This window comes from Ihubacter massiliensis (assembly GCF_024125305.1).
GTDB classification, from domain to species: domain Bacteria; phylum Bacillota; class Clostridia; order Peptostreptococcales; family Anaerovoracaceae; genus Hominibacterium; species Hominibacterium faecale.
In genome coordinates, this window is the sequence record NZ_JAMXVH010000001.1 from 2,567,081 (window position 1) to 2,590,272 (window position 23,192).

Consider the following 23,192-nt stretch of genomic DNA (forward strand, 5'->3'; position numbering starts at 1 on the left):
TTTTCTTTCATTGCAACAGGAGGATATCATTATGACGATTTATAATTGGAACGGAGATGTATTGACGGAATGGAAACTGCTCCAGGAGAACATGTCAGCAAAGGAACAGGCATGGAAAACGTTCATGAGTACCGGACGCGTAGCCTCGTCCATTGATATTTCTCCGGAAGTACTCAGTTCATGGCAGCGTTGTAAAGACCGGGGAATGGACCCTTATGATGAACATGTGGTCACGGTCCCCTTACATATATTATCGGAAAAGCTGAAGAAAAATAATTGGATCATCGAGCTGGTTCGCCCGATCCTTCAGGAAACCGCGGACAACATCCGCGATTCCGGCTATCGCATCGACTTGTACGATCAGGAACTATGCCTGCTGATGCGTTTCGGCAAAAAAATTGCCGGACAGGATTCCGAACGGCGGGAACTCATCATTGGTGAAAGCCACACGGAAGCCGATGCGGGAACGACATCCACCAACCTGGCCGCCCTCCTGCAGCGTCCGGTCCAGCTTATGGCTTATGAGCATTACAAAACCATGTGCCACGGTCTCACCTGCGCCTCCGTTCCCATTATGGACTCTTCGGGAAACCTTTTGCTGGTGCTGACTGTTGAGGGAAACTGCTGGCCCATGCATAAACATACGCTGGGCATGCTGGTCACTTTGAAATACTATATTGAATATTTGATTTCCAAAGACATCCGTTCCTACTCGGGAATCAACGAAAAAACTATCACATCGGTGATTGAAATGATCGAAGATCCTGCGATTATTGTGGACAATACAGGGAAAATACTTTTCTCCAACTCACCTGCGCAAAATACACTGGGCGAGGGCTGGAACAGCCTGATCGGTTTCAACTGTGAAACTATCTGGGGGAAAAATCCGTTCCGCGAAGTCCTCAATTCGCCCCACTCCATTGCCAATCGTAAAGTGGTACTAAACATCGGTTCCACCCAGGAAACTTTTTTCGCTACCATAAAGCCTGTGGTCAATGACAACGAAAAATTGGTTATGGCCATTGGGATTTTTAAAAAGGCGCTGATTAACAAGTGCGCCGGCGCCGGTTCCCAAAAATTCAAAGCCACCTATGTCTTTGACAATATCATCGGCGAAAGTCCTGAAATTCAGCAAACCATCAAGCTGGCCCGGGAAACCGCTAAGCTGGACAATAACATCCTGATCTTGGGAGAAAGCGGCACGGGCAAAGAGCTGTTCGCCCAGTCCATCCACAATGAAAGCAACTATTCCAGCGGGCCTTTTGTTGCCATCAACTGTTCGGCAATTCCCCATTCCTTACTGGAAAGTGAGCTATTCGGCTATGTGGGCGGCTCCTTTACCGGCTCCAAAAGGGAAGGACAGATCGGTAAATTTGAAGCAGCCAACGGCGGCACCCTCTTTTTGGACGAGATCAATTCCATGTCTATGGAAATGCAGTCCAAGCTGCTGCGGACATTGCAAAGCAAGACCATCGTGCGGGTCGGCGGGACAGAAGAGATTTCCATCGATATCCGCATTATCGCGGCCTCCAATCAGGACCTATGGCAGCTGGTAAAGGAAGGCCATTTCCGCGATGATCTCTATTATCGAATTAACGTGATATCTATATCAATTCCCCCCCTGCGGGAGCGAATCGGGGATGTGGACCGCTTGATCGATAACTTTATCGATAGTTTTTCCAAGCAGTTCAAACGGGATATCAAGCTCAACGAGGATGCCCGCCGCCTGCTGCAGAGCTATTCCTGGCCGGGAAACGTCCGCGAGCTGGAAAACGTACTGGAGCGATGCCTGGTTTTATCCAGAGTCAATGACAATAACATCATCTCCATCTCCGATATCTGCACGTATAACGGAATCTTCGAGTTCTACCAAAAGCAGGATAACCAGCTGATTTTAGCGGATCCCGCCCAGGAAGAAGCCTCCGACGAAGGAAGCGTTCTCACGGATTATGAGAAGCTGCTGATTATCGATGCCTTAAAAAAATACAACCATAACATACAGGCTACAGCTCAGCATTTGGGGATTGCCCGCAACACACTTTACCGGAAAATTAAAAAATATGGGATAAAACAGGAGTAGCCTGCTCTGTCAATGCTTTCTTTTGTTTCGACGCTTTTCTTTTCTGATCCCTTTCCGAATCTCCTTTAAAAGCAGCTGACCCTGCCGCCTTTCATACCCGCACTTCTGCGGCGATCCGGAATAATAAAAGCAGTCGATTTGATCGGCCAGCGCGGCCAGCTGCTCTTTGACGGCTTCATCGAAAAGCCCCGCACCCAGCAGATGATCCATGAACTGCCTTGGCGAATGATATTCTTGCAAGCGCAGTTTGGATTTGCGGCAAAGAAAGGCGGCCTTATGCAAAAAGATACGGGGATTTCCTGCCGGTATCAACCAAAATCTCCATACGCCCATTTTACGAAAAGATTGCTTTTTCTGTACTTTGTTAACCGGCTTGCTATATCCCGGGCGGCGGCGCGTTTCCTTTCCCTTCTTTGTGCTGCCGCCCTTCCCGCGGTGTTTTATAAAGCCGATTAATAGAACAGCACACAAAAGGAAAACAAGAACAATCACTCCAATCAATAATCCGGGATGACCGCTTTCTTCCATATATTCCCCGTTTGTATGTTCACTGACCAGACTGCTGGTTTTGCCTGTCAAATGGGCCGCCACGTAGCTGAAAAATCCGGTCACAAGGGAGCCTAACGCTTTTCCCGTCTGTTTTATTCCCTCAACAGCAAACGACATCCCTGCGAGAATCCAGCTTTTCTCTTTTACAAGAATTACAGTACAGCCTAACACGGCCATATATAGGCCGATCACCCCGATTCGCAGTGGGTCACCATTCTTTTTATAAACGCTGATCCTGCTTACCTCTGCCAAACTGATTAAAACCGCGGCTGCCATGGGAATTATACTCCCGTTTAAATTTGGTTTCAGTTCCAACGTAACCATCAGCAGCAGTAAAAGAATCGTCGTCAGCTCGAACCTGGTAATAACCGATATTTTTTCCAGTGGCTTATCATTGAGCATTTTTCCACAGTAGGATAAACACACACAGACTGCAGCCAGCTCTATGCTGGCTTCTTTTGTCAGCGAAAAGCAGATGAAACATCCGGCTGCGAAAAAAAAGCTCAGCAGGACATAGCAAAACAGACTCGTCCTTCCGCGGGTCAGATAGTCGAAAGTGTAAAGGAGCAGTGCTCCGCAAAAAACATAAATGAAATGCGATATGTAGAAAGCGTCCATTCGTTTGCCAATAAAAAAGATATACGCCGTATAGTAAGCAAGTATGGAAACGGAATAAAGGCAGATGCAGCCCGAAAGGAAATCGCTTCTATTATTCTTCATCGTTTTATCCCCTCTCCAATCTCAGAAATATGGATCGCGCGGCCCCTGCGCGCCGGATCATCCCCGCCGTATCTTTTATAAGAAACAATGGTTACTTTCTCATGGGCAAGGGCGACAAGCATTTTATTGTCCAAAAATCGCGCTCCGTCATAAGTAAAGTAAAAATATTCACCGATATTACCGTTCTTCTCCAGGAGGTCCTTCACTCGAAACAAGGAGCGGCTCTTTGGGATAGCCCTTGCTTTTTCCTTTTCTTCCCTGGCTCTTATGATTGCCGACGACAGGCTGGATCGTTCCTGCAGAATTGTGTGTTTTTCCTCCGTCTTGTCCTCCAGATCCAGGATCTGATATTTTGCCAGATATTCTGCGATCACGGACAAAGCCTGGGGATCTCGAAACATGAGATTGCGCGGCGCACAAGCTCTTGACTTGGGCAGTGAAATTCCGCACCCCATCCCTTTCTCGTAAAGCCTGAAGATCACGGAAAAGAGAATACGCAGAGTGTTTTCCAGCGCAGCCTTTGGGATCTCTTTCCGGTTGTAGCTCTCCCCATCGAAAATAAGATGTACCTGCTTGGTACAGACAGGATCATAAAGGTTGACCACCCATTTGTCCTGACTGGCCAAAAGCTTCCAATTGATGGACTTCACCGGGTCAAATAACTGGTATGGGCGGTTGCCTTTTATAAGCGTTACATCTTCGTGAATGCTTTTGGCCCCTTGGCTGCTGAACTTGAGGTTATGTAAAAAAGGCTCGACTCTTACAGGGACAATTTGGGCGCAGACCAATATCCGGCAATTCTGCCGGCTGTTTTTTGATGTATGAATGAGGCCGAAAGGATCTCCGCAGTAAAGGAATCGGTCTTCCAAAACCGTCTCTCCTCGTTTGACAGCCCTCAGCCGGGGCTCCCAGTTCAGGCTCTCGCCGCCCCTGATATAGGGAACTCTTTTTTCAAGAACAAAGCCCATCTGCTCGCTGTACATTCTGGCTTTACTGATTTCCGCATCACTCAGGCTGCGGTAATCTGCCTCATCTGCTGGTGCAACCGGGCCATACCTGCTGATCGGAATGCGTATCATAAAATTCAAAATCGGCAGCTTGCCTGTATTTCTGATCCTGCAGCAAAGACGCATACGTTCTCCTGGGAAAACGACTCTTTGTTCACACTCTACGCTGACCTCAATGGACCTCAAGGTCAGATGGCTGTATATCTGGGCAACCAGGCCGATCAAAATCAGAAACAGCAGAACAGCCGCCACCTCATCCAGGGACCAGTACAGGGCTGCAATACAGCAGAAAGTCATAGCGATGATCACAGGAATGCTCATGAAAAAGCTTGTTTCATCGATTAATATTTCTCTTTTCATGTCAGTCTTTCTCTATCTCTATTTCTTCTAAAAGATCCTTTACCATATCCGTCTTCTGTCCGTCGGTCAAATCAGTCATGGCGCTCACCACCAGCCGATGGGACAACACCGGCGGAGCCACTTTCTGTACATCATCCGGGATTACGAAGTTTCTGCCCTGCATGGCCGCCCACGTTTTCGATGCCTGGAACAGATTCTTTGTCGCCCTTGGACTTGCCCCGACAGCAATGTCGTCCCGGCTCCTGGTTTTGTTCACAAGGTCAATGATATAATCCAAAACCTTCTCCTCAATATGGACCGCTCCAATCGTATCAGCCAGCTTGAGGAATTCCGCCCCATCGATCACTTTGTTGACCAGGGATAAATCAATGCCATGGGCCGAACTCATGAGCATCTTTTTTTCATCCTCCCTGCTCGGATATCCCAGCGACAGCTTGATGAAGAAACGGTCCAGCTGGGCGATGGGCAGATTGAACGTGCTTTCATATTCAACAGGATTTTCCGTAGCAACAACGAGAAAGGGTTTTGGCAGCATATACGCCTCGCCGTCGATGGTCACTTGTTTTTCTTCCATTGCCTCCAGCAGCGCCGACTGGGTTCTCGGCATGGCCCGGTTTATTTCATCCGCAAGCAGAATATTGGTAAACACCGGACCTTTCCGAAGCTGGAAGTCGTGCTGTTTTTGATTATAAATATTCATGCCAATGATGTCGCTGGGCATGGAATCAGAAACAAACTGGATCCTTCTGGCTTCACAGCCCAAAGTCTTTGCCATGATCTTGACCAATGTGGTTTTTCCTGTTCCCGGTACGTCGTCGATCAAGACATGGCCGCCTGCCAGCATGGACATGATCAATAGCTTTATTTCATCCCGCTTCCCTTTGATGATTTTTTCGGCTTCGTCCAATATCAATTCAGTAATTGTTTTAATGTCTCTCATGGATTTGAGCTTCCTTTCTTTCCCATCATGCACGAATAGCCGCTACATATTTTTCATACATAGCGGCTCTGTTCGTTCATTGTTGAGCGTTGACGGTCCTATTTTGTTTTTTCTTTAACATACGCTTCATAAGATTCTTTCGATTGATCGTAGCCAAGTTCTTTTACGCTCTTATCGAAGGTCTTCATAAATAAGTCGTATGCTTCTTTGCCTGAGTACTCCGGAATCATTTTATTGGCCGGCTGTACGGCATCCTGCATCTGCTTCATCGTTTCATAAGGCAGATAGATCGGTTCGCAGCCTTTGTCCTTGAAGATTTTCAGATACTTATCGGTGTGTTCCAAGCTGTAATCGGTCATTGTCTGACAGGCTTTATCGATGGAAGCCTGCAGTGTTTTCTGTGCTTCTTCTGAATAGCTGTTCCAGGAATCTTCACTGACGGTCCAGAGAACGACATGGAAAACATGATCCGCATTTGTAATATAATCCTGAGGCTCATACAATTTGCTGGAATAAGTCGGTTCCGGCGGATTACTCTGTCCGTCGATCAGGCCCTGCTGCAATGCTGCGTATACTTCGGTGAAGGACAGCGGCGTTGCGGTTGCTTTCCAAGAGTTGATGGCTTCCATGTGGATCGGGTTCTCGATGGTTCTCAGCTTCATACCCTTCCAATCGGAGAAGTCCTGGACTTTTTTATCCGTCGTAAAGGTTCTGTATCCCAGCGTAGAGAACCCGACCACCTTCAGTCCCGTACCTTCGGATGCTTTTTTGATGTAATCGCTGAACTCTTTGTCTTTGTAGATAGATTGCAGTACTTCAATCCCTTCGTCAGCATTGCCGATCCATGGCATCTGGTGGTCAAATACATAGATGGCAGGGATAAAGGATGAGTATGTACCAGCAATGGTCATATAGAGCTGAATCTCGCCCATCTGAGTTGCCTGGATGCTTTCCGGTTCACTGCCCAGAGCGCTGGCGCCGTAAACTTCCACATCGAATAGGCCGCTGTCCTCCAGGTCCGCTTCCAGCTCCTTCATGGTATAGCCGAACGACGTATCTTCAGCCATGGAATGAGAGATGACGAATTTATACTTTTCCCCATCTCCGCCGCTGCTGGCAGTTTTGTCATCTCCTCCGCCGCATCCGGCGAACCCGAGTGCCACCGTAAGGATTACAGTAATCATAACAATTATTTTTTTCATTTTTCTTCCTCCGTATTACAAATCCATTACTTAATAAGCAATAACGAATATTTTCTCCGCCCCTCTATAAAAGCGCGGTAGAGAACCAAGGGATAAAGGCAATCGCAATGACAGCCAGCATAAAGACGGCTATCATCGGGTACGCTTTTTTGGCCAGAGGCATGATGCCTACTCCGCTCATTCCGCTGGCGACGTATAAATTGAGTCCTACCGGCGGCGTTACAAATCCTGTTGCTAACGCCACAACCATGATTACGCCGAAATGAACCGGATCCACCCCTGCTCCGGTGGCGATAGGCACAAAGATGGGGGCCAAAATCAGCAGCGCGCTTACCACTTCCATGACCATCCCCAGAATTACCATAATGACAACCATGATCAGCAGGATCGCTGTCCTTGAGTGGAATATGCTGGTAACAAGATCATTGGCCATTTCCGGAACACCCATCAGCGCCATTACCCGGCCGAAAGCCATGGCAACCGCTACAATGTACATAACCGAGCTGAGCGTCTTCAATGTTTCTCTGAAAATCGCCGGATAATCTTTGAAAGTCAGGGTGCGATAGATGCACTGGCTGACAAGGATCGAATAAATAACGGAAATACAGGCAGCCTCTGTCGGTGTTACAACGCCGCTGTAGATTCCGCCCAGGATGATGACAGGCATCAATATCGCGAAGAAGCTGTCTTTGAAGGTTTTCCAAAGGCCTTTCTTCCTGAGCACGTCTACGCTGGCACGAATCCGTTCTTTGTCTTCCCCTCTGATCTTCCAGTAGATGTAGCTGTAAACGATTAAAATCAAACCGACCAAACATCCCGGAAGGATACCGGCAATAAAGAGGTCGCTGATGGATTGTCCGGCTGTAAGACCGTACCAGATAAAGGGAATACTGGGCGGAATCATAACGCCCAGGGTACCTGCTACCGAAATCAGCGCAGTGACCCAAACCCGGTCGTATCCCAGCTCTACCAGCAGAGGCAGCGTCATAGCTCCAACTGCGGCTACCGTTGCTGGAGAGGACCCGGAAATGGCACCATAGAACAAACAGGTAACCACAACCGCTGCCAAAAGCCCAGAGGTAAAATTACCGATAAAGTAAGAAAAAAAGTCGAATAAGCGTTTACTGATTCCGCCTCTGCCCATGATAACACCGCAAAAGATAAACAGCGGTACAGCAAGAACAATATAGGAATCCAGACAGCTGGCTATGTTTCGATATACATATTCCCCCGTTACTCCGTGGGTATCTGTAAATAGTGCAATTGCGATCATGGACCACCCAACACTTACGCCGATGGGGACTCCGATGATCAAAAGTCCGAAAAATACAATGAATAATATGGCGAGCGCATTCATACCTGGTCCCTCCCTTCCGTTTCATCTTCCATCAACTGCTCTTGCTTTTTCTGTCTGTGTTTCAAAATAAAATCTTCATATATAACTTGAATCAGACGTATTACGGATAAGCAGCAGCCTACGAGAAATGCGGCATAAACGATCCACATCGGTAATGCGATTGCTGCGCTTGTTTGATTATGGTCATAGATTTTGGCAACGGATATGATTCCCTGCCAGATCATCACTCCACAGAAACCTAGGAAAACAATATTGGCGATCAAATTCAAGATTGGTTTTATCTTGGGCACCAGAGTTTCCAAAATATCAATTTGCAGGGAATTTCTGCAGCGAACGGAATAGCTGATTCCTAAAAATGACATCCATATGAACATGTAGCGACAAACTTCCTCCGGGAAGGATAGCGCATGACCGACAACATAGCGCAGGAAAATCTGCACGAACATCACCAGAACAATCGCAGTCAGCAGGACAGCCATCAGAATCTCTTCGAAGTACTTATCCAGCCATTTTATTACTTTCATTCTTTTCCTCCTTTGCGTTTCTTAGAAAAATGATTGTCTAAAGACCGGTTTGCCCTCCCGCAGGGTCATAAGCGGAACAAATACGCGTTCACTTTCCTTGCGATTGCCGAACCGATCAAAAAATTCTTGCTTGCATGGAAAAATATCAAAAATTGCCACATCTGCCCTTGTTCCATTCTCCAACGTACCGATTTCATCAGCCATATCCAGCGCTCTGGCCGGTGCATAGGTGACCGCTTTCATAATTGAAAGCTCATCCATGCCGCACAGCAGCGAAGTATTCATTGCATGGAGCAGACCGAAGGATGGTTTTTTCCAAATAAATTGCAGCACTGCATCGGAACTGATAATATCCGGGAAAAAGCCGTCTTTATACGCATCCGTTAAATTGGGAATTGACCAATGAATGCTGCCGTTTCCGGTTTCAAAGAGGATTCCCCGTTTTCTGGCATCCCTAAGCTCTTTTCTTACTTTTCTATCCGAATCAAAGATCGTCTCTCCTAAGTTTTGGTATAGATGGGTATAGGAATCTCCCGGTTTTAATAATTGGAGAATTCCGGATATGGGCGCATCCTCAGGCAGATTGGCGCAATGAACCGCCAAAACGCAGGGATACCCTTCCCATCTGATCTTTTCAGCGATCTGAACTGCTTTTTCAAGGGGCTCAAGCCCAAAACCTTTTGTGGTTTCTTCTGCAATGCGCAGCTTCAATCCTTTGATGGCGTGGGGGTATTTTTTAAAAAATGCAAGTATTTGATCACAATCCATATCGTCGGGATCGCAGCATTCTCCTCGTTTATAACCTGCCTTTACGCCTTCCGGGATCAGATTGATATAGGCTTTTATTTCTGTCATGGAGTCGAGCATCCCATTGCGATAGAAAGCGTCAAAGTTCATGGTCCCCGTTGATCCGGCGTCGATACTGGTGGTAATTCCCTGTGACGGACATAGGATATCAGCGTTGATCCCCAGATTGTTTCCGCCGTAAAAGTAATGGGCGTGCATATCGATTAGCCCAGGAAGAACGTATTTCCCCTCCGCATCAATGATTTCCGCCCCATCGGCAGAAGGATCTCCTTCTACAATCCGCCCTTTTACCAAATAAAGATCCTTTTTGTAGAATTGGTTTCGCTGGAAGTCAATGACTATCCCGTTTCTGATTATATAATCATATACCATGCTGTTATTTGCTCCTTTCTTACATATCCTCGCCGCTCAAAACTGCATCAATCCCCTTTGCTACCGCCATTGACATGCGTTTTTTCGAGTCCTCACTAAATGTCCCGCAGTGCGGGGACAACAGCACATTACTAAGGTGAAGCAATGGCAGTGTTTCCTCAGGAGGTTCTGTTTCAAATGCGTCGAGGGCGGCTCCCGCCAGCTTCTTTGCTTTGAGCACCTGATAAAGATCCGCTTCGTTTATAATTCCGCCCCGGGCAAAATTGGCGATAAAAGCCGTAGGCTTCATCAGCGCCAGCCTGCGCCCGTCGATCAAATTCCTTGTACTTTCTAAGAGAGGCACATGCACCGTCAAGAAATCCGATTTGCTGCAGAGCTCATCCAGATCTTGCTCATAGACAAATCCTCTTTCTTCGATTTCCTCCCGTTTCATAATTGGATCATAAATATGTACCTTCGCTTCAAATCCGTATTTTGCTATCTCTGCCACTTTGGAACCGATCCGCCCAAATCCAATCACACCGACTGTTTTACCCGCAAAGTCCACGCTTCCTTTTTCATCGCGTGTCTGCCACTTGCTATGACGCATCGCCTGGTCCAGATAGACGATTCTTTTGCTCAGGGCTCCCAATGCGAAAATGGTATGTTCCGCAACGGATCTGGAATTGGCATCCCCGGTTGTCACAATTTTGATTCCCTGCTGTTCTGCTGTTTTTACATCGATGTTATCTGTGCCCACGCCGTGCTTGGCAATAACCTGCAAATGCTCTGCCGATTGGATCAATTCCCGATCAATCACGGTCAGCCTGGTTACAACCGCATGGTAATCGCCAATGATGGATTTTAAGTATTGCTGATCTTCATTATTTGCTGTGAACACATGATATTTCTTTTTTAAAAACTCCATTCCGCTCGGGTGGAGCGGCTGAATATATAAAATTTTTTTCATAACAGCTTCCTCATTTTCAATTCGAGGCTGCGATAGCCTGATAGGCCGCTTCGATTTCTTCGAATTTCTTTCTTATGTTTTCTTCCTCTTCCCTTAGAATTGTATCCTGCGGGAAAATGACGCGTTTATCGTTAAACCCCCGTAGTGAAATCGCAAATTTGGCCGCCGCTGTGGCATTGGCTGTCATTCCCAGAATCTTGGATGATTCCATGATCAGACGGTTGTACTGTTTTGTCAGTTCTACGTTTTTATCTCTGGCCGCCTCATAGGCTGAAACGAACATCTTTGGAAAAGCAGGAGCCAGCGCAGGAACGAATCCATCCGCTCCCATCAGGACTGCCGAAAGGGCCTGCGGTGTCACGCCCTGCATGACAGAAAAAGGCGTATCTTCATATTTGCTGAGGACTTTCATAAAGTCCCCATAGGCGCCGGAACTATCTTTATAAGCTACCACTCTGTCATCCAGTACTGCGATTTTCATAACCGTTTCTGCTGTCAATCTGATACCGGTAAAAGAGGGAATATTGTAGATCACTAAATCCACATCCGTCTCTGTTAATATCTTCTCGAAATGGCGGATCGTCTCGTCTTGAGAGGTATGGCGATCGTAGAAAATCGATGTCACGGCAGCGCATGTTCCGCCCAGCGATTCCAGTTCTTTTATATTTTCGATCACCCGCCTGGTACTTGTATCCATCACCCCCGCTATGACCGGAACTCTTCCCTTTACTTGTTTTAAGGTCAGGTCAATGATGTGTTCCCGCTGTTTTTGCGTCAGTGCCATGGTTTCGCCATTGGTGCCTGCAACAAAGATTCCATGAAGCCCGTTCTCAATACAATATTCCAGCAGCGCGCTGTATCCTTCATCATCGATATTTTCCTTCTCATCGATGGGGGATATGATGGGAGGAATAATTCCCTGGTATGTTTTCTTCATAACTCTGTTTCCTCGATTTTAATAATCACTGGCATGCATGATAACCTTCAAAGCTTCCTTCTTTTCCAACAGCGAAAAGCCTTCGCGGAAGTCTTCCAGCGGAATGCGATGGGTAATCAGCGGTTCCAGATTGATTTTTTTTGCTCCCATCAGCTCAAGGGCCTGCTTCCATGCCTCGAAAGTTGCGCCGAAGGAATAGCTGATGGTGCAGGATTTAAACACCGCGGCTGTCCATGGGAAGGTAAGCTCCGGCCTTGCCGTTTCGCCGATCGCGACGATCTGTCCGGTTTTCTTGATCAAATCGACCATCTGGTAAATCGCCGGATCCGCGCCGGATGCTTCGATGACCACATCAACGCCTGCTCCATTGGTGATTTCCATAATCCGGCTCTTTAAATCTTCTTTTTCTACATTGATCACTTCATCCAGTCCCAACTGCCTTGCAATAGGCAGGCGTACCGGCTCATCGACCTCTGTTCCGGTGAGGATCACATGTTTGGCGCCGATGGCTTTTGCAACCATGGCGTTGATCATGCCGATGGTTCCGCATCCCTGCACCAGGACCACATCTCCGATATTGACCGTTTTGCGGACGATCTGCGCCTGGGTGGCGACGCTGACCGGTTCTGTCATTGCCGCTTCATCGAAGGTTACGTTATCCGGGATCTTTATCAGCAGATGTTCCGGCGTGCAGAAGTAGCTGGTCCAGCCTCCATTAACCTTATAACCTACCGGCTTTCTCTCCGGGCACAGAATCGGCTGTCCGGTTCTGCAGAAATCACAGACGCCGCAAACGCTTTTATTGTTTTCGCTCACGACCCGGTCGCCCACTTTCCATTTGGTCACATCTTTTCCTACGCGGACGATCTCACCGCAAAATTCATGGCCTACGACCACCGGCGGCGTATAGGTATGGTTGTCATGATACAGGTGCAGCTCACTGCCGCAAATTCCTGCTGCCATTACCTTGATCTCGACCTCGTTATCCGCGGGATTTGGACGTTCCAGATCCCTGATTTCCCATCCATCTTTTCCATCTTTAAATTTTACAACTGCTTTCATTTCTCACACCTCACAATCACCCTGTATAACCGCCTAAAATCTCCACGCAGGAACCTGTAATATACGAGCCTCCCTCAGAAGCAAGGAAGGTAATTACGTTGGCCACTTCTTCCACTGTACCCAGCCTCCTGATTGGGATTCGCGCCAGCACTTCATCCAGCTGTTCTTTTGACAGCATCCTCGTCATGGCGGTGTCGATCCGCCCCGGTGCTACACAGTTAACGGTGATATTGTATTTGCCCACCTGCTTGGCCAGCGTTTTGGTCAATCCTATGATGCCGGCTTTCGTTGCTGAATAGTGGGCCGCAGAATTAATTCCCCCGTGAAGTCCCGCAAGTGAAGACAGGCTCACGATCCGGCCCCATCCGTTGTCTTTCATATATGCGAAAGCTTCCTTTGAACACAGGAAATTGCTTTTTAGATTAATGTTCAGCACCTGGTCAAACTGTTCTTCCGTGATTTCGTAAAAGGGCAGTTTGGGCGAAATTCCCGCATTGTTGATTAAAATATCGATTCTTCCGAAATGGTCATGGGTTTTGCGAAACAGATCTTTCACGTCCCCTTCCTGTGAAACGTCGCAGTGGATGAATAGGGACTCCACTCCCAGCTGTACCACCTCCGCACTTGTTTTTTGTCCGGCTTCGTCATCGATATCGCTGATAACCACCGCCGCCTTTTCTCTGGCAAGCTGCAGTGCGCAGGCTCTCCCAATCCCCTTGCCGGCTCCGGTCACGATGGCAATTTTTCCATTGATTCCAAGATCCATCGATCTCCTCCTTTCTCTTTCCGTTTGTAGATTTACTTATATATCACGCAACAACTGTGCCAATTTACTGAATTTTTAAAACGTTGAATGCGACCATTGAAAAATCAAGCTTTGCAAGAATCATGTCATTTTTGATCGAAAAAAGTAGCTCTTTTTCATTGCTCCATTTTGTAACAGACAGCCTATATTCCATTTTATTTTTTTCATTTTGTAACACTTTTTATATGCGGGCCGGTGTCGATCAAACGGACGTTATGCAGGCCGGTGTTTTGCAAGTTGGCGTCACGCAGTCCGGCCCCCGAAAGGGCATAGTGTAGTTTTTGGCTTTCTGGCAGGTAGATCGGCGCCCGCCGGGAAACTATCAAAACGAACTCGAAAATCTTTCTAATCTGATACGTTCTCCTTCATCGCAGGCGGTACCATCAGGAAACGTATCGGTAAGGAGACGTTTCTTCTCGTATACCGACAATTCCCCTTAAACCAAGGCGGCGCAGCAGCAGAAAACGCTCCCGAAATATCAGCATCCACAAAAAACGCCCAGTTCCGATACTCGGCCCAGTACTTTCCACACACCATAGGCCCGCATCTTTAGAATATCAGAGTTGCACCCAAAAAAAGTTTCCAATTTTTGGGCATTGACAATAGATCGCATGCTCCCGGGATGCCGCAAGAGTTCCAGCCTGCCAGCCAGCTTTTTTCCATACAAAAAGAAAATCGCCTGAACTCACGATTTCAGGCGATTTTCCTTTAAAAGCTTTATTTATTTAAGAGTTTGCACTTACCTTTTTTAATTGCAATTATCCCCACAGCTCTTCATCGGAAGGAACATGATTATTGGGCATGTAACGGGCGATTCTGGATACGTTCATCAGATGTTTGTAATCCAGATTTTCGGAGATACTATTATGGCCCCAGCTTCCGCATCCCAGCGTGTTGGTCGGAGCCAGGCCATTATAGAAGCTTCCGCCTGCGCTGCTGGCACAAACCTGGTTAATTACAAATCTGGATACGCATAGTTCTTCGCCTACGTGTCTGATATGGTCTTCCGAATCGGAGTGGAAGGATACGCTATGCCCCTTACCTTCTTTCTCCAAATTCTCTCTGGCAATATTGATCCCTTCATCCAGGGTTTTATATTTATATGCGGCAATAACCGGAGCCATTTTTTCTCCGCCCAGCGCATCTGTCAAAGCCGTTCCATCCGCCTGAGCAACAATGATCTTGGTGCCTTCCGGCAGCTCGATCCCCGCCAGCTCGGCGATCTTTTCCGGCGACTGGCCCACTGAATGCCGGTTGGGTTTTCCATCCTGGAAGAGAGCCTCCCGGACACCTTCCAGCTCTTTCGGATCTTTTACCACATAGGCGCCGCCCGCTTCAAATTCAGCCATGATTGCATCGTAGTCTTTTTCCGGGCAGATAACGGACTGCTCTCCGGAGCAAATGATTCCATAGTCAAAGGTTCTGCCGGCGATGATCTTGGGCACCGCTTCTTTATAGTCATATCCTTCATCGATGATGCACTGAACATTGCCAGCGCCAACGCCCAGAGCCGGACGGCCGGAGCTATAGGCTGCATTGACCATTCCCGCGCCGCCGGTAGCGATTACGATATCCGCGGACGAAATCAAGTTTCTGGTGTTTTCTCTGGAATGCTGATCCAGGATTTGAATGAGATGTTCCGGATATCCCAGCTTGGACAGCTGGGCATTAATCATTTCTACAGTCTTAGTACTGCATTTCTGTGCTTTGTGGTGAGGCGTGATAATGATTGCATTGCCGCACTTTAAGGCAAACATCGCATTGCTCATCGGCGTAACAATCGGGTTGGTGCAAGGTGTAATGGCTGCCGCCACACCGATGGGTTTAGCAATTCTGGTAATGCCTGTGTTTTCATCTGTATCGAGAATTCCTCTGGATTTTTTTCCTTTCAAGTTGTTCCAGACAATTTTTGATTTCTGCTTATTTTTGGCGATTTTATCGGGGACATTGCCCATGCCGGTTTCTTCCACCGCGATTTCCGCCAGATACTCCGCATTGTCGTATACGACTTTTCCCACTGTCTTGACGGCCAGATCAACTTGATCCTGGGTCATTTTTTCAAATTCAGCCTGAGCTTTTCTTGCCCGTTCGATAAATCCGCCTATATACTCCTGACTCATTGCTTTTTCATCCATTCTTTTTTCCTCCATCTTTGTTTTTATGTATTAACGTTTTTTTATCACTCTTCCAGCATGCTCCCCGTGTCCAGATATCTGGAATGCCATGACAGCGCTTCTGTAAGAATATGCGGCGTATGCAGCGCCGAGGAATCGCAGGCCCGTTTAAAATAAGACATCAGCTCTTCCTTAAAATCCGGGTGGGCGCAGTTTTCAATGATTTTCACGGCCCGTTCCTTTGGGCTCAGTCCCCTCAGGTCCGCGTAACCCTGTTCGGTAACCAGCACCATCACTTCGTGCTCCGTATGATCCACATGGGAAACCATCGGTACAATGGAAGAGATTTTACCGCCCTTAGCTGTAGACGGTGTGCTGAAAATGGTAATGGCGCCGTTTCTGGAGAAGTCCCCGGAACCTCCGATCCCGTTCATCATCTTCGATCCCATAATGTGGGTGGAATTTACGTTTCCATAGATATCCGCTTCAATGGCGGTATTCATGGCAATCACACCCAGGCGACGCACGACTTCCGGATTGTTGCTGATCTCCTGCGGTCTCAAAATGATCTTATCCCGGAAAAAATCAACTTCATCTAAAAACTCTTCCAGCGCAGCAGGGGAAGGGCTGAGCGCTGTGGTAGAAGCCATATTGGCTTTCCCCGACCGGAGCAGATCCAGCATGGAATCCTGTACCACTTCTGTGTAGCAGGTCAGGTTTTCATACTCGGAATCGCACAGGCCGTAGAGAACCGCGTTGGCAACACTTCCTACTCCCGATTGTAACGGAAGCAGAGAATTTGTCAATCTTCCAGAGGCAACTTCTCTATCAAAAAATTTTATGATGTTATTGGAAATCTCTTTGGAAGCATCGTCCACTTCGCCCAGAGGCCTGGTTTTATCCTGCATATCGGTAATGACAACGGCAGCAATTTTATCGAACCCGCACTCCATATAGGGCATGCCGATTCGGTCGGCCGGATTGCAGATACCGATGGGTTTGCGGTTGGGCGGATTATCCAGCAGGACAATATCGGCCATTCCTTCCAGGCTCATGGGCTTTTTTAGATTGATCTCCACGATGACTTGATCTGCGTTTTTGATAAATGCGGGAGCATTGCCCACTGCGGTGGTCGGTATGATATGGCCCTCTTCCGTGATGGCCAGCCCTTCAACTATGGCCACATCGATTTTGTTTAGCATACCATAATTGACATATTGGGTGCTCTGGGATAAATGCATATCTATGTACTCGACTTCGCCTTCGTTAATCTTGCCGCGGATGGTGGCATTGGTGTGATAAGGGAGCCGCTTTTTGATCACGCCCGCCTCAGTAAGAGCCGCATCGATCTCCGGTCCTACCGATGCTCCCGAATAGAGATCGATCTTTATTTTCTCTCCGCCTTTCGCCCGTTCTGCCAGAGCAAGAGGCACAGCCTTGGGATAACCGGATGGCGTAAAACCGCTGACGCCCACTGTCATCCCGTCTTTAATTATCTCTGCTGCTTCCTCCGCTGATCGTACTAATGCTAACGCTTTTTCATCTCTCAGCCTGGCCGCAAGGCCCATCTTTTTTTCGCTCATGTTCGAATACCTCCATTACACAATTGGCAACTGGTTTAATATAATTGTAAATATGATCATACATAATAACGCGAATGGGTAAGTAGCTCCATACCCGGCCGCCGGATCATCGCTTTCCAGAGCGTCTACCGCTGCACCAAGTCCAGGTGTGGATGTCATCCCGCCGCAGATCGCACCCGAAAGCACAACCCAGTTCAGCTTGAACACATAGCGGCCGACAACGAATCCCACCAGCATGGCCGTTATTCCCACCACCAGGGCGGAAACAGCCAGAAGTACGCCGGATCCGGTCAAGGCGTTGATGGCCACATATCCGTACTTTAACCCGACGATGCACAGGAAGAATACCAGTGCGATATCGCGGATAATGCCCATTACTTTGTTGTCCATTCGGAAGGAAAGAGGGCCGACCTTGCCGATGGAACCCAGCAAAAGGGACATGATCAGGATTCCTCCGGTAGCGCCCAAGCTGAAATATCCCAAAGGGCCGAGATAAATTTCGATGCTCCCAACCAGATAGCCCACAACGCAGGTCACCGCGAAGGCGATCATATTGAATGGGCTGACCGGAATATTTCTTTCCTTGACCATCCCCCTGGCCTCATTCATTTCCAGTTTGTAGCGTTCTTTTTCTTTGTTCAGATCCATTCTGAAAATAATGGCAAAGAAGCTGACGGCAAAGATGACAATGATAACGCCGAAGGGATAAGCGATGGCATATCCGGTGGCTACGCCTCCTGTGGCGTTGGTCACATATGCGTCTTGCTGCTGGGGCGTGAGAGCCGGTGTATTGTCCACAGTCAGGGAGTCATCTCCAATCACCTGCAAAACATGTTCTTTTTCTTCCTGGGATGCCTGCTGATAATCGGCTGCCACAGATTTTGCATGATCCTCAGCTGTTTCCAATGCCGCTCCAAGGCCCGGCGAGCTGGTCAGAGCACCCACGTAAACCCCCGAAAATTCATAGGCGCCGGCCTCCTTTACCAGCTTCATGCCGCCAAAGCTTCCCAGTGCACCGACAAAGGTGATAATGACAGCCAGGGCGACAAATTTAGGACCGTATTTCCGTATAACAACGCCCATATCCTTGGCCGCCAGCAGCCCGATCGCCGCTACGAAAAAGATCAAAGACATCTCTAAAAAATTTCCATCGATGATTCCATTGTCCATCATTGTTTTGGCGGCTTCATATCCGGCAGCGCTTTCGCCCTGCGCCACAATATGTCCGCCGTACTGATACATAGCCCAGCCGATCACCAGTCCGGTAAACAAGGCTCCTGAAGATCCGAAGCTGAATTTCCCAAATTTAATCTTTCCGAAAATCAAGCCGGTGCCGATGGCGAAAAACATCAGCATGAAGGGATTCATCAGCAAATTGATAAATTCAAACCTCATAAAGGCCTCCTCTAATTTTTATTTCTCAAGCAGTTTTAAAGCTACAGCGCTGTTTTACTTTGTTAACGATATCACAATCCATAACACAGGAAAAATTGATTATTCTGATAATACCCTCAGTTTTTTCTAGGATTACAGTTCTATATATTTAGTTGTTTTCCAGCAGAATCATCTGTTATACTGTTGACAGAAAAAATAGGGTTAAAGGGAATCTGATATGAATTTTCTCAATATTTCGAATTTAGGGGGTACCATTATGAATATTAATCATTTGCGGTATTTTGAAGAAGTCTGCAGACAAGGGAGCATAACCAAAGCTTCGGAAGCTTGTCATATCTCACAGCCGTCGATCACAGCAGCCATTAACGGGCTGGAAACGGAGCTGGGCTACAAGCTTTTTTCCCGCGTCAACAATCGGCTTCGCCTAACCCATGAAGGGGAAGCCTTTCAGACGCTCACAAACCAGTTTTTAAAGGAGTTTGCAAGCTATTACGAAAAAGCCTGTGATCTATCTAAGGGCAGAAAGGCGGTCCTCCGTTTGGGAGTGCCTTCTGTTATGGGAACCTTTTTCTTTCGCAAGATCATCCCTGATTTCAATGAAAAACATCCAAATATTGAGCTGGAAATCTTTGAGATCGCAACCATCGACGGCATTCGAATGCTGGGCAACGCGGAGCTGGATCTGCTCCTTGGCATCAAGAATGAAACTTGCTACAACAATTGTGATTCCAAGGAAATCTTTGCCACTGAGCTGCAGCTGGCGGTCAACAAAGACCACCCTTTGGCCAGCCAAAAGAAGATTGCGGCCCAAATGCTGTCTGGCCTTCCTCTGGTGATTATTTCTAAAGGGTCTTATCATTACAAATCGATCCGTTCCACTTTCTCGGACATTGATTTGAATATCATCATGAATTCCAGCCAGCTTTCCACCATTCGCTACATGATCCGCGATAATAATTCGGCCACGATTATTTATAAAGATATCTTTGCCGACGATCCGGATATTTGCTGCGTCCCGCTGGAACGGCCCATGCCGGCCCATGTCCATGTGTTCTGGCAGAAGAATACATATTTATCCGCTGCTATGAAATCCTTTATTTCCTATATTACTCAGCTGGATTTTTAGGTTCCGGCCGCGGACTTTTTTGGGTGCGATGCGTGCTGCGAACCGCCAAGTTTTGGGTTGCTGCGGCAGATGAAATTGTTTTTTCTTTGGCTCGGAAAATTTTTTTGGAAATTTGGCTTTTTTACGCAAAATTGTGGGGTTGTAGTGGCTGGTTCCGCGGGATATGGGCAAAACCCGGTCAATCCCCAATCTGACGAGGCGCAGTCGTTGAAAACGGCGTAAATTTTGAACAACGATTTTACTTTTTTCCCCTGAGGGAGGGGTTGTCGCAATAACCGTGATCGTCGTGGTCCCCCAATCCTTGAGCGTTACGTTCCGAAGGGGGCCACACGCCCGCAACCAGGGGGCCTGCGGCCAAACTTGATACTTTGCTGCCCCCTCCGCTCACCCACCCAAGCGCGCCAGCAATTTTTTATGAAAAAGCCTTGACAAAACAATTCGGAAAAGTTATAGTATAGACAACGATTAAACATTCATTTAATCGTTTGCAGACTAAGTCGCCGTTGCTGATTCTTAAAAAGGAGCAGCCTTGGCCAATAGACTGGAAATATCGATGATCGTATTTCCTACGTTATAACAAAGTCGGCTTCGCCAATACTTGAAAGAAGTAGACTTTGTTGAAATACAGGAAATGCTATGCAATTGATATTTCCTGTATTATAAGAAAGGAGGAATCTGATATGGCAAAACCCACACTTCCTCATGACCACGGCAGCCACACTTTAGAACTGCTGGAACATAAGCCCACACTGGACACCTTTGAAAAAGTCTCTAATACTTTTCAACTAATCAGTGATACAACTCGGTTAAAGATCTTATGGCTTCTGTGTCACAGTGAAGAATGCGTAATCAACATTGCAGCCGCCATAGACATGAGTTCTCCGGCTGTTTCACACCATCTGCGAGTTTTGAAGCAGGCCGGGCTGCTGACGGTTCGCCGTGAAGGCAAGGAAGCTTATTATACGCTGGCAGATACGGAAGAAGCGGATCTCGTTCACAAAATCGTTGACAGTGTCTTTGATATGAACTGCAAACGATAAAAAAATTTAACCATTAATTAAACAATTGCTTAATCATTTAATTTTAGGAGGAATCAACCATGAAAAAGTCATTTAAATTATCTGAACTGGACTGTGCAAACTGCGCCGCAAAGATGGAAGCTGCCATCAACAAGCTGGACTCCGTGGACAGCGCGACCATCAATTTTATGTCGCAGAGATTAATACTGGAAGCTGACGACGATAAGTTCAACGAAGCCGTTGATCTGGCCCAAAAGGCCATTACGAAAGTGGAGCGCGGCTGCAAAATCGTCCGCTAGATTGATCGGCACGACACATATCTGCAATCGAAAGGGGTAATTCTATATGAAACGCAAGCAGAAGATACAGTTGGGACGGGCAGCCGTCTCGGGCATACTATTAGTTATGGGAGCGCTGCTGCCCCTCCCTGAACTGGCAGCTTTTATCATCCTCATAGCCTCGTATCTAATCGCCGGCTATGATACGCTACTGACCGCTATTCGCAATATTTGCCACGGTCAGGTATTCGACGAAAACTTTCTCATGGCCATCGCGACCATCGGTGCCATCGGGTTAAAGGACTATAAAGAGGCTGTTTTCGTTATGCTTTTTTATCTGGTGGGGACCATATTTGAAGAATATGCGGTTAACAAGTCCCGCGGTTCCATCAGTGAACTCATGGATATCCGTCCCGATTACGCAAACTTGCTGAAGGACGGCCATGAAGAGAAGGTTGACCCTTATGAGGTCGCCATCGGAGATATTATCCTGGTAAAACCCGGCGAGCGAGTGCCTTTAGACGGAGTCGTTCTGGAAGGTCATTCTTCTCTGGACACTTCTGCTCTGACCGGCGAATCACTGCCCCAGGATGTGACAGCTGAACAGCCCATTACCAGCGGCTGCATTAATCTGACCGGCATTCTTAAAATAAAAGTCAGCAGCGAATTTGACCAATCTACTGTCGCCAAAATTCTGGATATGGTGGAAAACGCCGGCAGTAAGAAAGCAAAAGTAGAAAAATTTATAACCAAATTTGCCCGTTATTACACGCCGATCGTGGTCATTGCAGCGGCTCTGATGGCTGTCATTCCGCCGCTTGCCATTCCCGGCCAGACTTTCAGCGATTGGATATCCAGGGCGCTGATCTTCTTGGTTATCTCCTGTCCGTGCGCATTGGTCATTTCCGTGCCCCTTGCCTTCTTCGGCGGCGTGGGCGGCGCTTCGCGCTGCGGAATTCTGGTCAAAGGGAGCAATTATCTGGAGGCCCTTGCCAGCGTAGATACGGTAATCTTTGATAAAACTGGCACACTCACTACGGGTACCTTTTCCGTAACCGACGTGCATAGTTTGAAGCTTGACCGGGATCAATTCCTGGAGCTGGCCGCTTATGCGGAGAGTTACTCCGACCATCCGATTTCTCTGTCCATCAAAGAGGCCTTCGGAAAACCAATCGATAAAAGCCGGGTATCCGACGCTGAAGAAATCTCCGGCAAGGGAGTTAAATCGATTATCGATGGCAAAGCAATCTATGCGGGCAACAGTAAGCTGATGCGCTCTTTAGGTATCGATGAGTTCCCAGAAACGGAAAGCGCTACTCTGGTACACTTGGCGGACGAAAAGGAATATTTGGGCTACATCTCCATCTCTGACACCATCAAAAAGGATGCAGCTGCTGCTATACAGGGCCTGAAGGATGCCGGTGTGCGTTCTGCGGTTATGCTGACCGGTGACCGGCTGGCGGTTGCCCAAAAAGTTGCAGACACGATTAATCTGGATGCTTTTCATGCAGAACTTTTGCCTGGAGATAAGGTCGAATTGGCAGAAGAGATCATTGAGACAAAAAAAGCAAAGGGAAATGTGATTTTTGTCGGAGACGGGATCAACGATGCACCGGTTCTGGCTCGTGCGGATATTGGAGTAGCTATGGGTGGACTCGGTTCGGAGGCAGCAATTGAAGCCGCTGATATAGTAATTATGGATGATCAGCCTTCAAAACTCTCCGTCGTTATAAAAATTGCTAGAAAAACCCTGACCATTGCTAAGCAAAACGTAGTTTTCGCATTAGCGGTCAAGGCTCTCGTTCTAGTGCTGGGAGCTTTGGGGCTAGCTTCCATGTGGGCTGCCGTGTTTGCGGATGTAGGAGTGGCTGTAATCGCGATCCTTAATTCCATGCGAGCGCTGCGGACAAAAAATTTATAAAGCTGGCAGGTTTCTTTATTCAAGCCTCTTTGAAGGAATACTCCGGCGACACCTGGCAAAGTCAGCATTTTCCACGTCATAAAAA

19 protein-coding genes are annotated in these 23,192 nt (G+C 47.6%); 5 read left to right on the plus strand and 14 right to left on the minus strand.

Features of this window, described 5'->3' with window-relative positions; all coding sequences use genetic code 11:
- The first annotated feature begins 31 nt into the window (after window positions 1-31).
- Window positions 32-2,080, plus strand: coding sequence for a sigma-54 interaction domain-containing protein (locus NIA71_RS11980; protein ID WP_253020501.1), 2,049 nt, complete (start codon window positions 32-34; stop codon window positions 2,078-2,080).
- A gap of 9 nt (window positions 2,081-2,089) precedes the next feature.
- Here the strand turns inward: NIA71_RS11980 and NIA71_RS11985 are convergent, their stop codons facing one another.
- The 14 genes from NIA71_RS11985 to NIA71_RS12050 all read right to left on the minus strand — a co-directional run bounded on the left by NIA71_RS11985 (window position 2,090) and on the right by NIA71_RS12050 (window position 18,763).
- Window positions 2,090-3,349 (minus strand): hypothetical protein, encoded by a 1,260-nt coding sequence (locus NIA71_RS11985; protein ID WP_253020502.1) that lies wholly within the window; start codon window positions 3,347-3,349, stop codon window positions 2,090-2,092.
- Window positions 3,346-4,716: a DUF58 domain-containing protein gene (locus tag NIA71_RS11990; RefSeq protein WP_253020503.1), complete on the minus strand. Its 1,371-nt coding sequence runs from the start codon at window positions 4,714-4,716 to the stop codon at window positions 3,346-3,348. Before NIA71_RS11990 ends, NIA71_RS11985 begins: the two co-directional genes overlap by 4 nt.
- 1 nt (window position 4,717) lies before the next feature.
- On the minus strand, window positions 4,718-5,656 hold the full coding sequence (locus tag NIA71_RS11995; RefSeq protein ID WP_253020504.1) for an AAA family ATPase: 939 nt from the start codon (window positions 5,654-5,656) through the stop codon (window positions 4,718-4,720).
- Between the two features lie 98 nt (window positions 5,657-5,754).
- Window positions 5,755-6,858 carry a TRAP transporter substrate-binding protein gene (locus NIA71_RS12000; protein WP_253020505.1) on the minus strand — a complete coding sequence of 368 codons (1,104 nt, stop codon included), beginning with the start codon at window positions 6,856-6,858 and terminating at the stop codon, window positions 5,755-5,757.
- A gap of 64 nt (window positions 6,859-6,922) precedes the next feature.
- Window positions 6,923-8,215: a TRAP transporter large permease gene (locus NIA71_RS12005; RefSeq protein WP_253020506.1), complete on the minus strand. Its 1,293-nt coding sequence runs from the start codon at window positions 8,213-8,215 to the stop codon at window positions 6,923-6,925.
- A complete protein-coding gene (locus NIA71_RS12010) occupies window positions 8,212-8,739 on the minus strand; it encodes a TRAP transporter small permease (protein ID WP_253020507.1) in 528 nt (175 codons plus the stop codon). Before NIA71_RS12010 ends, NIA71_RS12005 begins: the two co-directional genes overlap by 4 nt.
- A 21-nt stretch (window positions 8,740-8,760) precedes the next feature.
- Window positions 8,761-9,918, minus strand: coding sequence for an amidohydrolase family protein (locus tag NIA71_RS12015; RefSeq protein ID WP_253020508.1), 1,158 nt, complete (start codon window positions 9,916-9,918; stop codon window positions 8,761-8,763).
- Window positions 9,919-9,937: 19 nt separating this feature from the next.
- A complete protein-coding gene (locus NIA71_RS12020; protein ID WP_253020509.1) occupies window positions 9,938-10,867 on the minus strand; it encodes a hydroxyacid dehydrogenase in 930 nt (309 codons plus the stop codon).
- A gap of 16 nt (window positions 10,868-10,883) precedes the next feature.
- Entirely contained in the window at window positions 10,884-11,804 is a 921-nt protein-coding gene (locus NIA71_RS12025) for a dihydrodipicolinate synthase family protein (RefSeq protein ID WP_253020510.1), read from the minus strand.
- An 18-nt stretch (window positions 11,805-11,822) separates the two neighbouring features.
- A complete protein-coding gene (locus NIA71_RS12030) occupies window positions 11,823-12,866 on the minus strand; it encodes a zinc-dependent alcohol dehydrogenase (RefSeq protein ID WP_253020511.1) in 1,044 nt (347 codons plus the stop codon).
- Between the two features lie 16 nt (window positions 12,867-12,882).
- Window positions 12,883-13,632, minus strand: coding sequence for an SDR family NAD(P)-dependent oxidoreductase (locus NIA71_RS12035; RefSeq protein WP_253020512.1), 750 nt, complete (start codon window positions 13,630-13,632; stop codon window positions 12,883-12,885).
- A 797-nt stretch (window positions 13,633-14,429) separates the two neighbouring features.
- Window positions 14,430-15,791: an aldehyde dehydrogenase family protein gene (locus NIA71_RS12040; RefSeq protein ID WP_332108558.1), complete on the minus strand. Its 1,362-nt coding sequence runs from the start codon at window positions 15,789-15,791 to the stop codon at window positions 14,430-14,432.
- Window positions 15,792-15,850: 59 nt separating this feature from the next.
- Window positions 15,851-17,368: an acetyl-CoA hydrolase/transferase family protein gene (locus NIA71_RS12045; protein WP_148398502.1), complete on the minus strand. Its 1,518-nt coding sequence runs from the start codon at window positions 17,366-17,368 to the stop codon at window positions 15,851-15,853.
- A gap of 15 nt (window positions 17,369-17,383) precedes the next feature.
- Entirely contained in the window at window positions 17,384-18,763 is a 1,380-nt protein-coding gene (locus tag NIA71_RS12050) for a hypothetical protein (protein WP_148398500.1), read from the minus strand.
- 256 nt (window positions 18,764-19,019) lie between these two features.
- Between NIA71_RS12050 and NIA71_RS12055 the strand changes: the two genes are divergently transcribed.
- The 4 genes from NIA71_RS12055 (at window position 19,020) to NIA71_RS12070 (ending at window position 23,107) form a co-directional block, all read left to right on the plus strand.
- The gene (locus tag NIA71_RS12055; protein WP_148398498.1) at window positions 19,020-19,889 is read left to right on the plus strand and encodes a LysR family transcriptional regulator; all 870 of its coding nucleotides are present in this window, start codon (window positions 19,020-19,022) and stop codon (window positions 19,887-19,889) included.
- 680 nt (window positions 19,890-20,569) lie between these two features.
- On the plus strand, window positions 20,570-20,929 hold the full coding sequence (locus NIA71_RS12060) for an ArsR/SmtB family transcription factor (protein WP_148398496.1): 360 nt from the start codon (window positions 20,570-20,572) through the stop codon (window positions 20,927-20,929).
- A gap of 59 nt (window positions 20,930-20,988) precedes the next feature.
- Entirely contained in the window at window positions 20,989-21,207 is a 219-nt protein-coding gene (locus NIA71_RS12065) for a cation transporter (protein WP_148398494.1), read from the plus strand.
- A 46-nt stretch (window positions 21,208-21,253) separates the two neighbouring features.
- Entirely contained in the window at window positions 21,254-23,107 is a 1,854-nt protein-coding gene (locus NIA71_RS12070; protein WP_148398492.1) for a heavy metal translocating P-type ATPase, read from the plus strand.
- The last annotated feature ends 85 nt before the right edge of the window (window positions 23,108-23,192 follow it).

What these genes read in the sequence shown, in the direction of transcription:
- NIA71_RS11980 (WP_253020501.1), top strand. Translation starts at nt 32, where the DNA reads ATGACGATTTATAATTGGAACGGAGATGTATTGACGGAATGGAAACTG.
- NIA71_RS11985 (WP_253020502.1), bottom strand. Translation starts at nt 3,349, where the DNA reads ATGAAGAATAATAGAAGCGATTTCCTTTCGGGCTGCATCTGCCTTTAT.
- NIA71_RS11990 (WP_253020503.1), bottom strand. Translation starts at nt 4,716, where the DNA reads ATGAAAAGAGAAATATTAATCGATGAAACAAGCTTTTTCATGAGCATT.
- NIA71_RS11995 (WP_253020504.1), bottom strand. Translation starts at nt 5,656, where the DNA reads ATGAGAGACATTAAAACAATTACTGAATTGATATTGGACGAAGCCGAA.
- NIA71_RS12000 (WP_253020505.1), bottom strand. Translation starts at nt 6,858, where the DNA reads ATGAAAAAAATAATTGTTATGATTACTGTAATCCTTACGGTGGCACTC.
- NIA71_RS12005 (WP_253020506.1), bottom strand. Translation starts at nt 8,215, where the DNA reads ATGAATGCGCTCGCCATATTATTCATTGTATTTTTCGGACTTTTGATC.
- NIA71_RS12010 (WP_253020507.1), bottom strand. Translation starts at nt 8,739, where the DNA reads ATGAAAGTAATAAAATGGCTGGATAAGTACTTCGAAGAGATTCTGATG.
- NIA71_RS12015 (WP_253020508.1), bottom strand. Translation starts at nt 9,918, where the DNA reads ATGGTATATGATTATATAATCAGAAACGGGATAGTCATTGACTTCCAG.
- NIA71_RS12020 (WP_253020509.1), bottom strand. Translation starts at nt 10,867, where the DNA reads ATGAAAAAAATTTTATATATTCAGCCGCTCCACCCGAGCGGAATGGAG.
- NIA71_RS12025 (WP_253020510.1), bottom strand. Translation starts at nt 11,804, where the DNA reads ATGAAGAAAACATACCAGGGAATTATTCCTCCCATCATATCCCCCATC.
- NIA71_RS12030 (WP_253020511.1), bottom strand. Translation starts at nt 12,866, where the DNA reads ATGAAAGCAGTTGTAAAATTTAAAGATGGAAAAGATGGATGGGAAATC.
- NIA71_RS12035 (WP_253020512.1), bottom strand. Translation starts at nt 13,632, where the DNA reads ATGGATCTTGGAATCAATGGAAAAATTGCCATCGTGACCGGAGCCGGC.
- NIA71_RS12040 (WP_332108558.1), bottom strand. Translation starts at nt 15,791, where the DNA reads ATGAGTCAGGAGTATATAGGCGGATTTATCGAACGGGCAAGAAAAGCT.
- NIA71_RS12045 (WP_148398502.1), bottom strand. Translation starts at nt 17,368, where the DNA reads ATGAGCGAAAAAAAGATGGGCCTTGCGGCCAGGCTGAGAGATGAAAAA.
- NIA71_RS12050 (WP_148398500.1), bottom strand. Translation starts at nt 18,763, where the DNA reads ATGAGGTTTGAATTTATCAATTTGCTGATGAATCCCTTCATGCTGATG.
- NIA71_RS12055 (WP_148398498.1), top strand. Translation starts at nt 19,020, where the DNA reads ATGAATATTAATCATTTGCGGTATTTTGAAGAAGTCTGCAGACAAGGG.
- NIA71_RS12060 (WP_148398496.1), top strand. Translation starts at nt 20,570, where the DNA reads ATGGCAAAACCCACACTTCCTCATGACCACGGCAGCCACACTTTAGAA.
- NIA71_RS12065 (WP_148398494.1), top strand. Translation starts at nt 20,989, where the DNA reads ATGAAAAAGTCATTTAAATTATCTGAACTGGACTGTGCAAACTGCGCC.
- NIA71_RS12070 (WP_148398492.1), top strand. Translation starts at nt 21,254, where the DNA reads ATGAAACGCAAGCAGAAGATACAGTTGGGACGGGCAGCCGTCTCGGGC.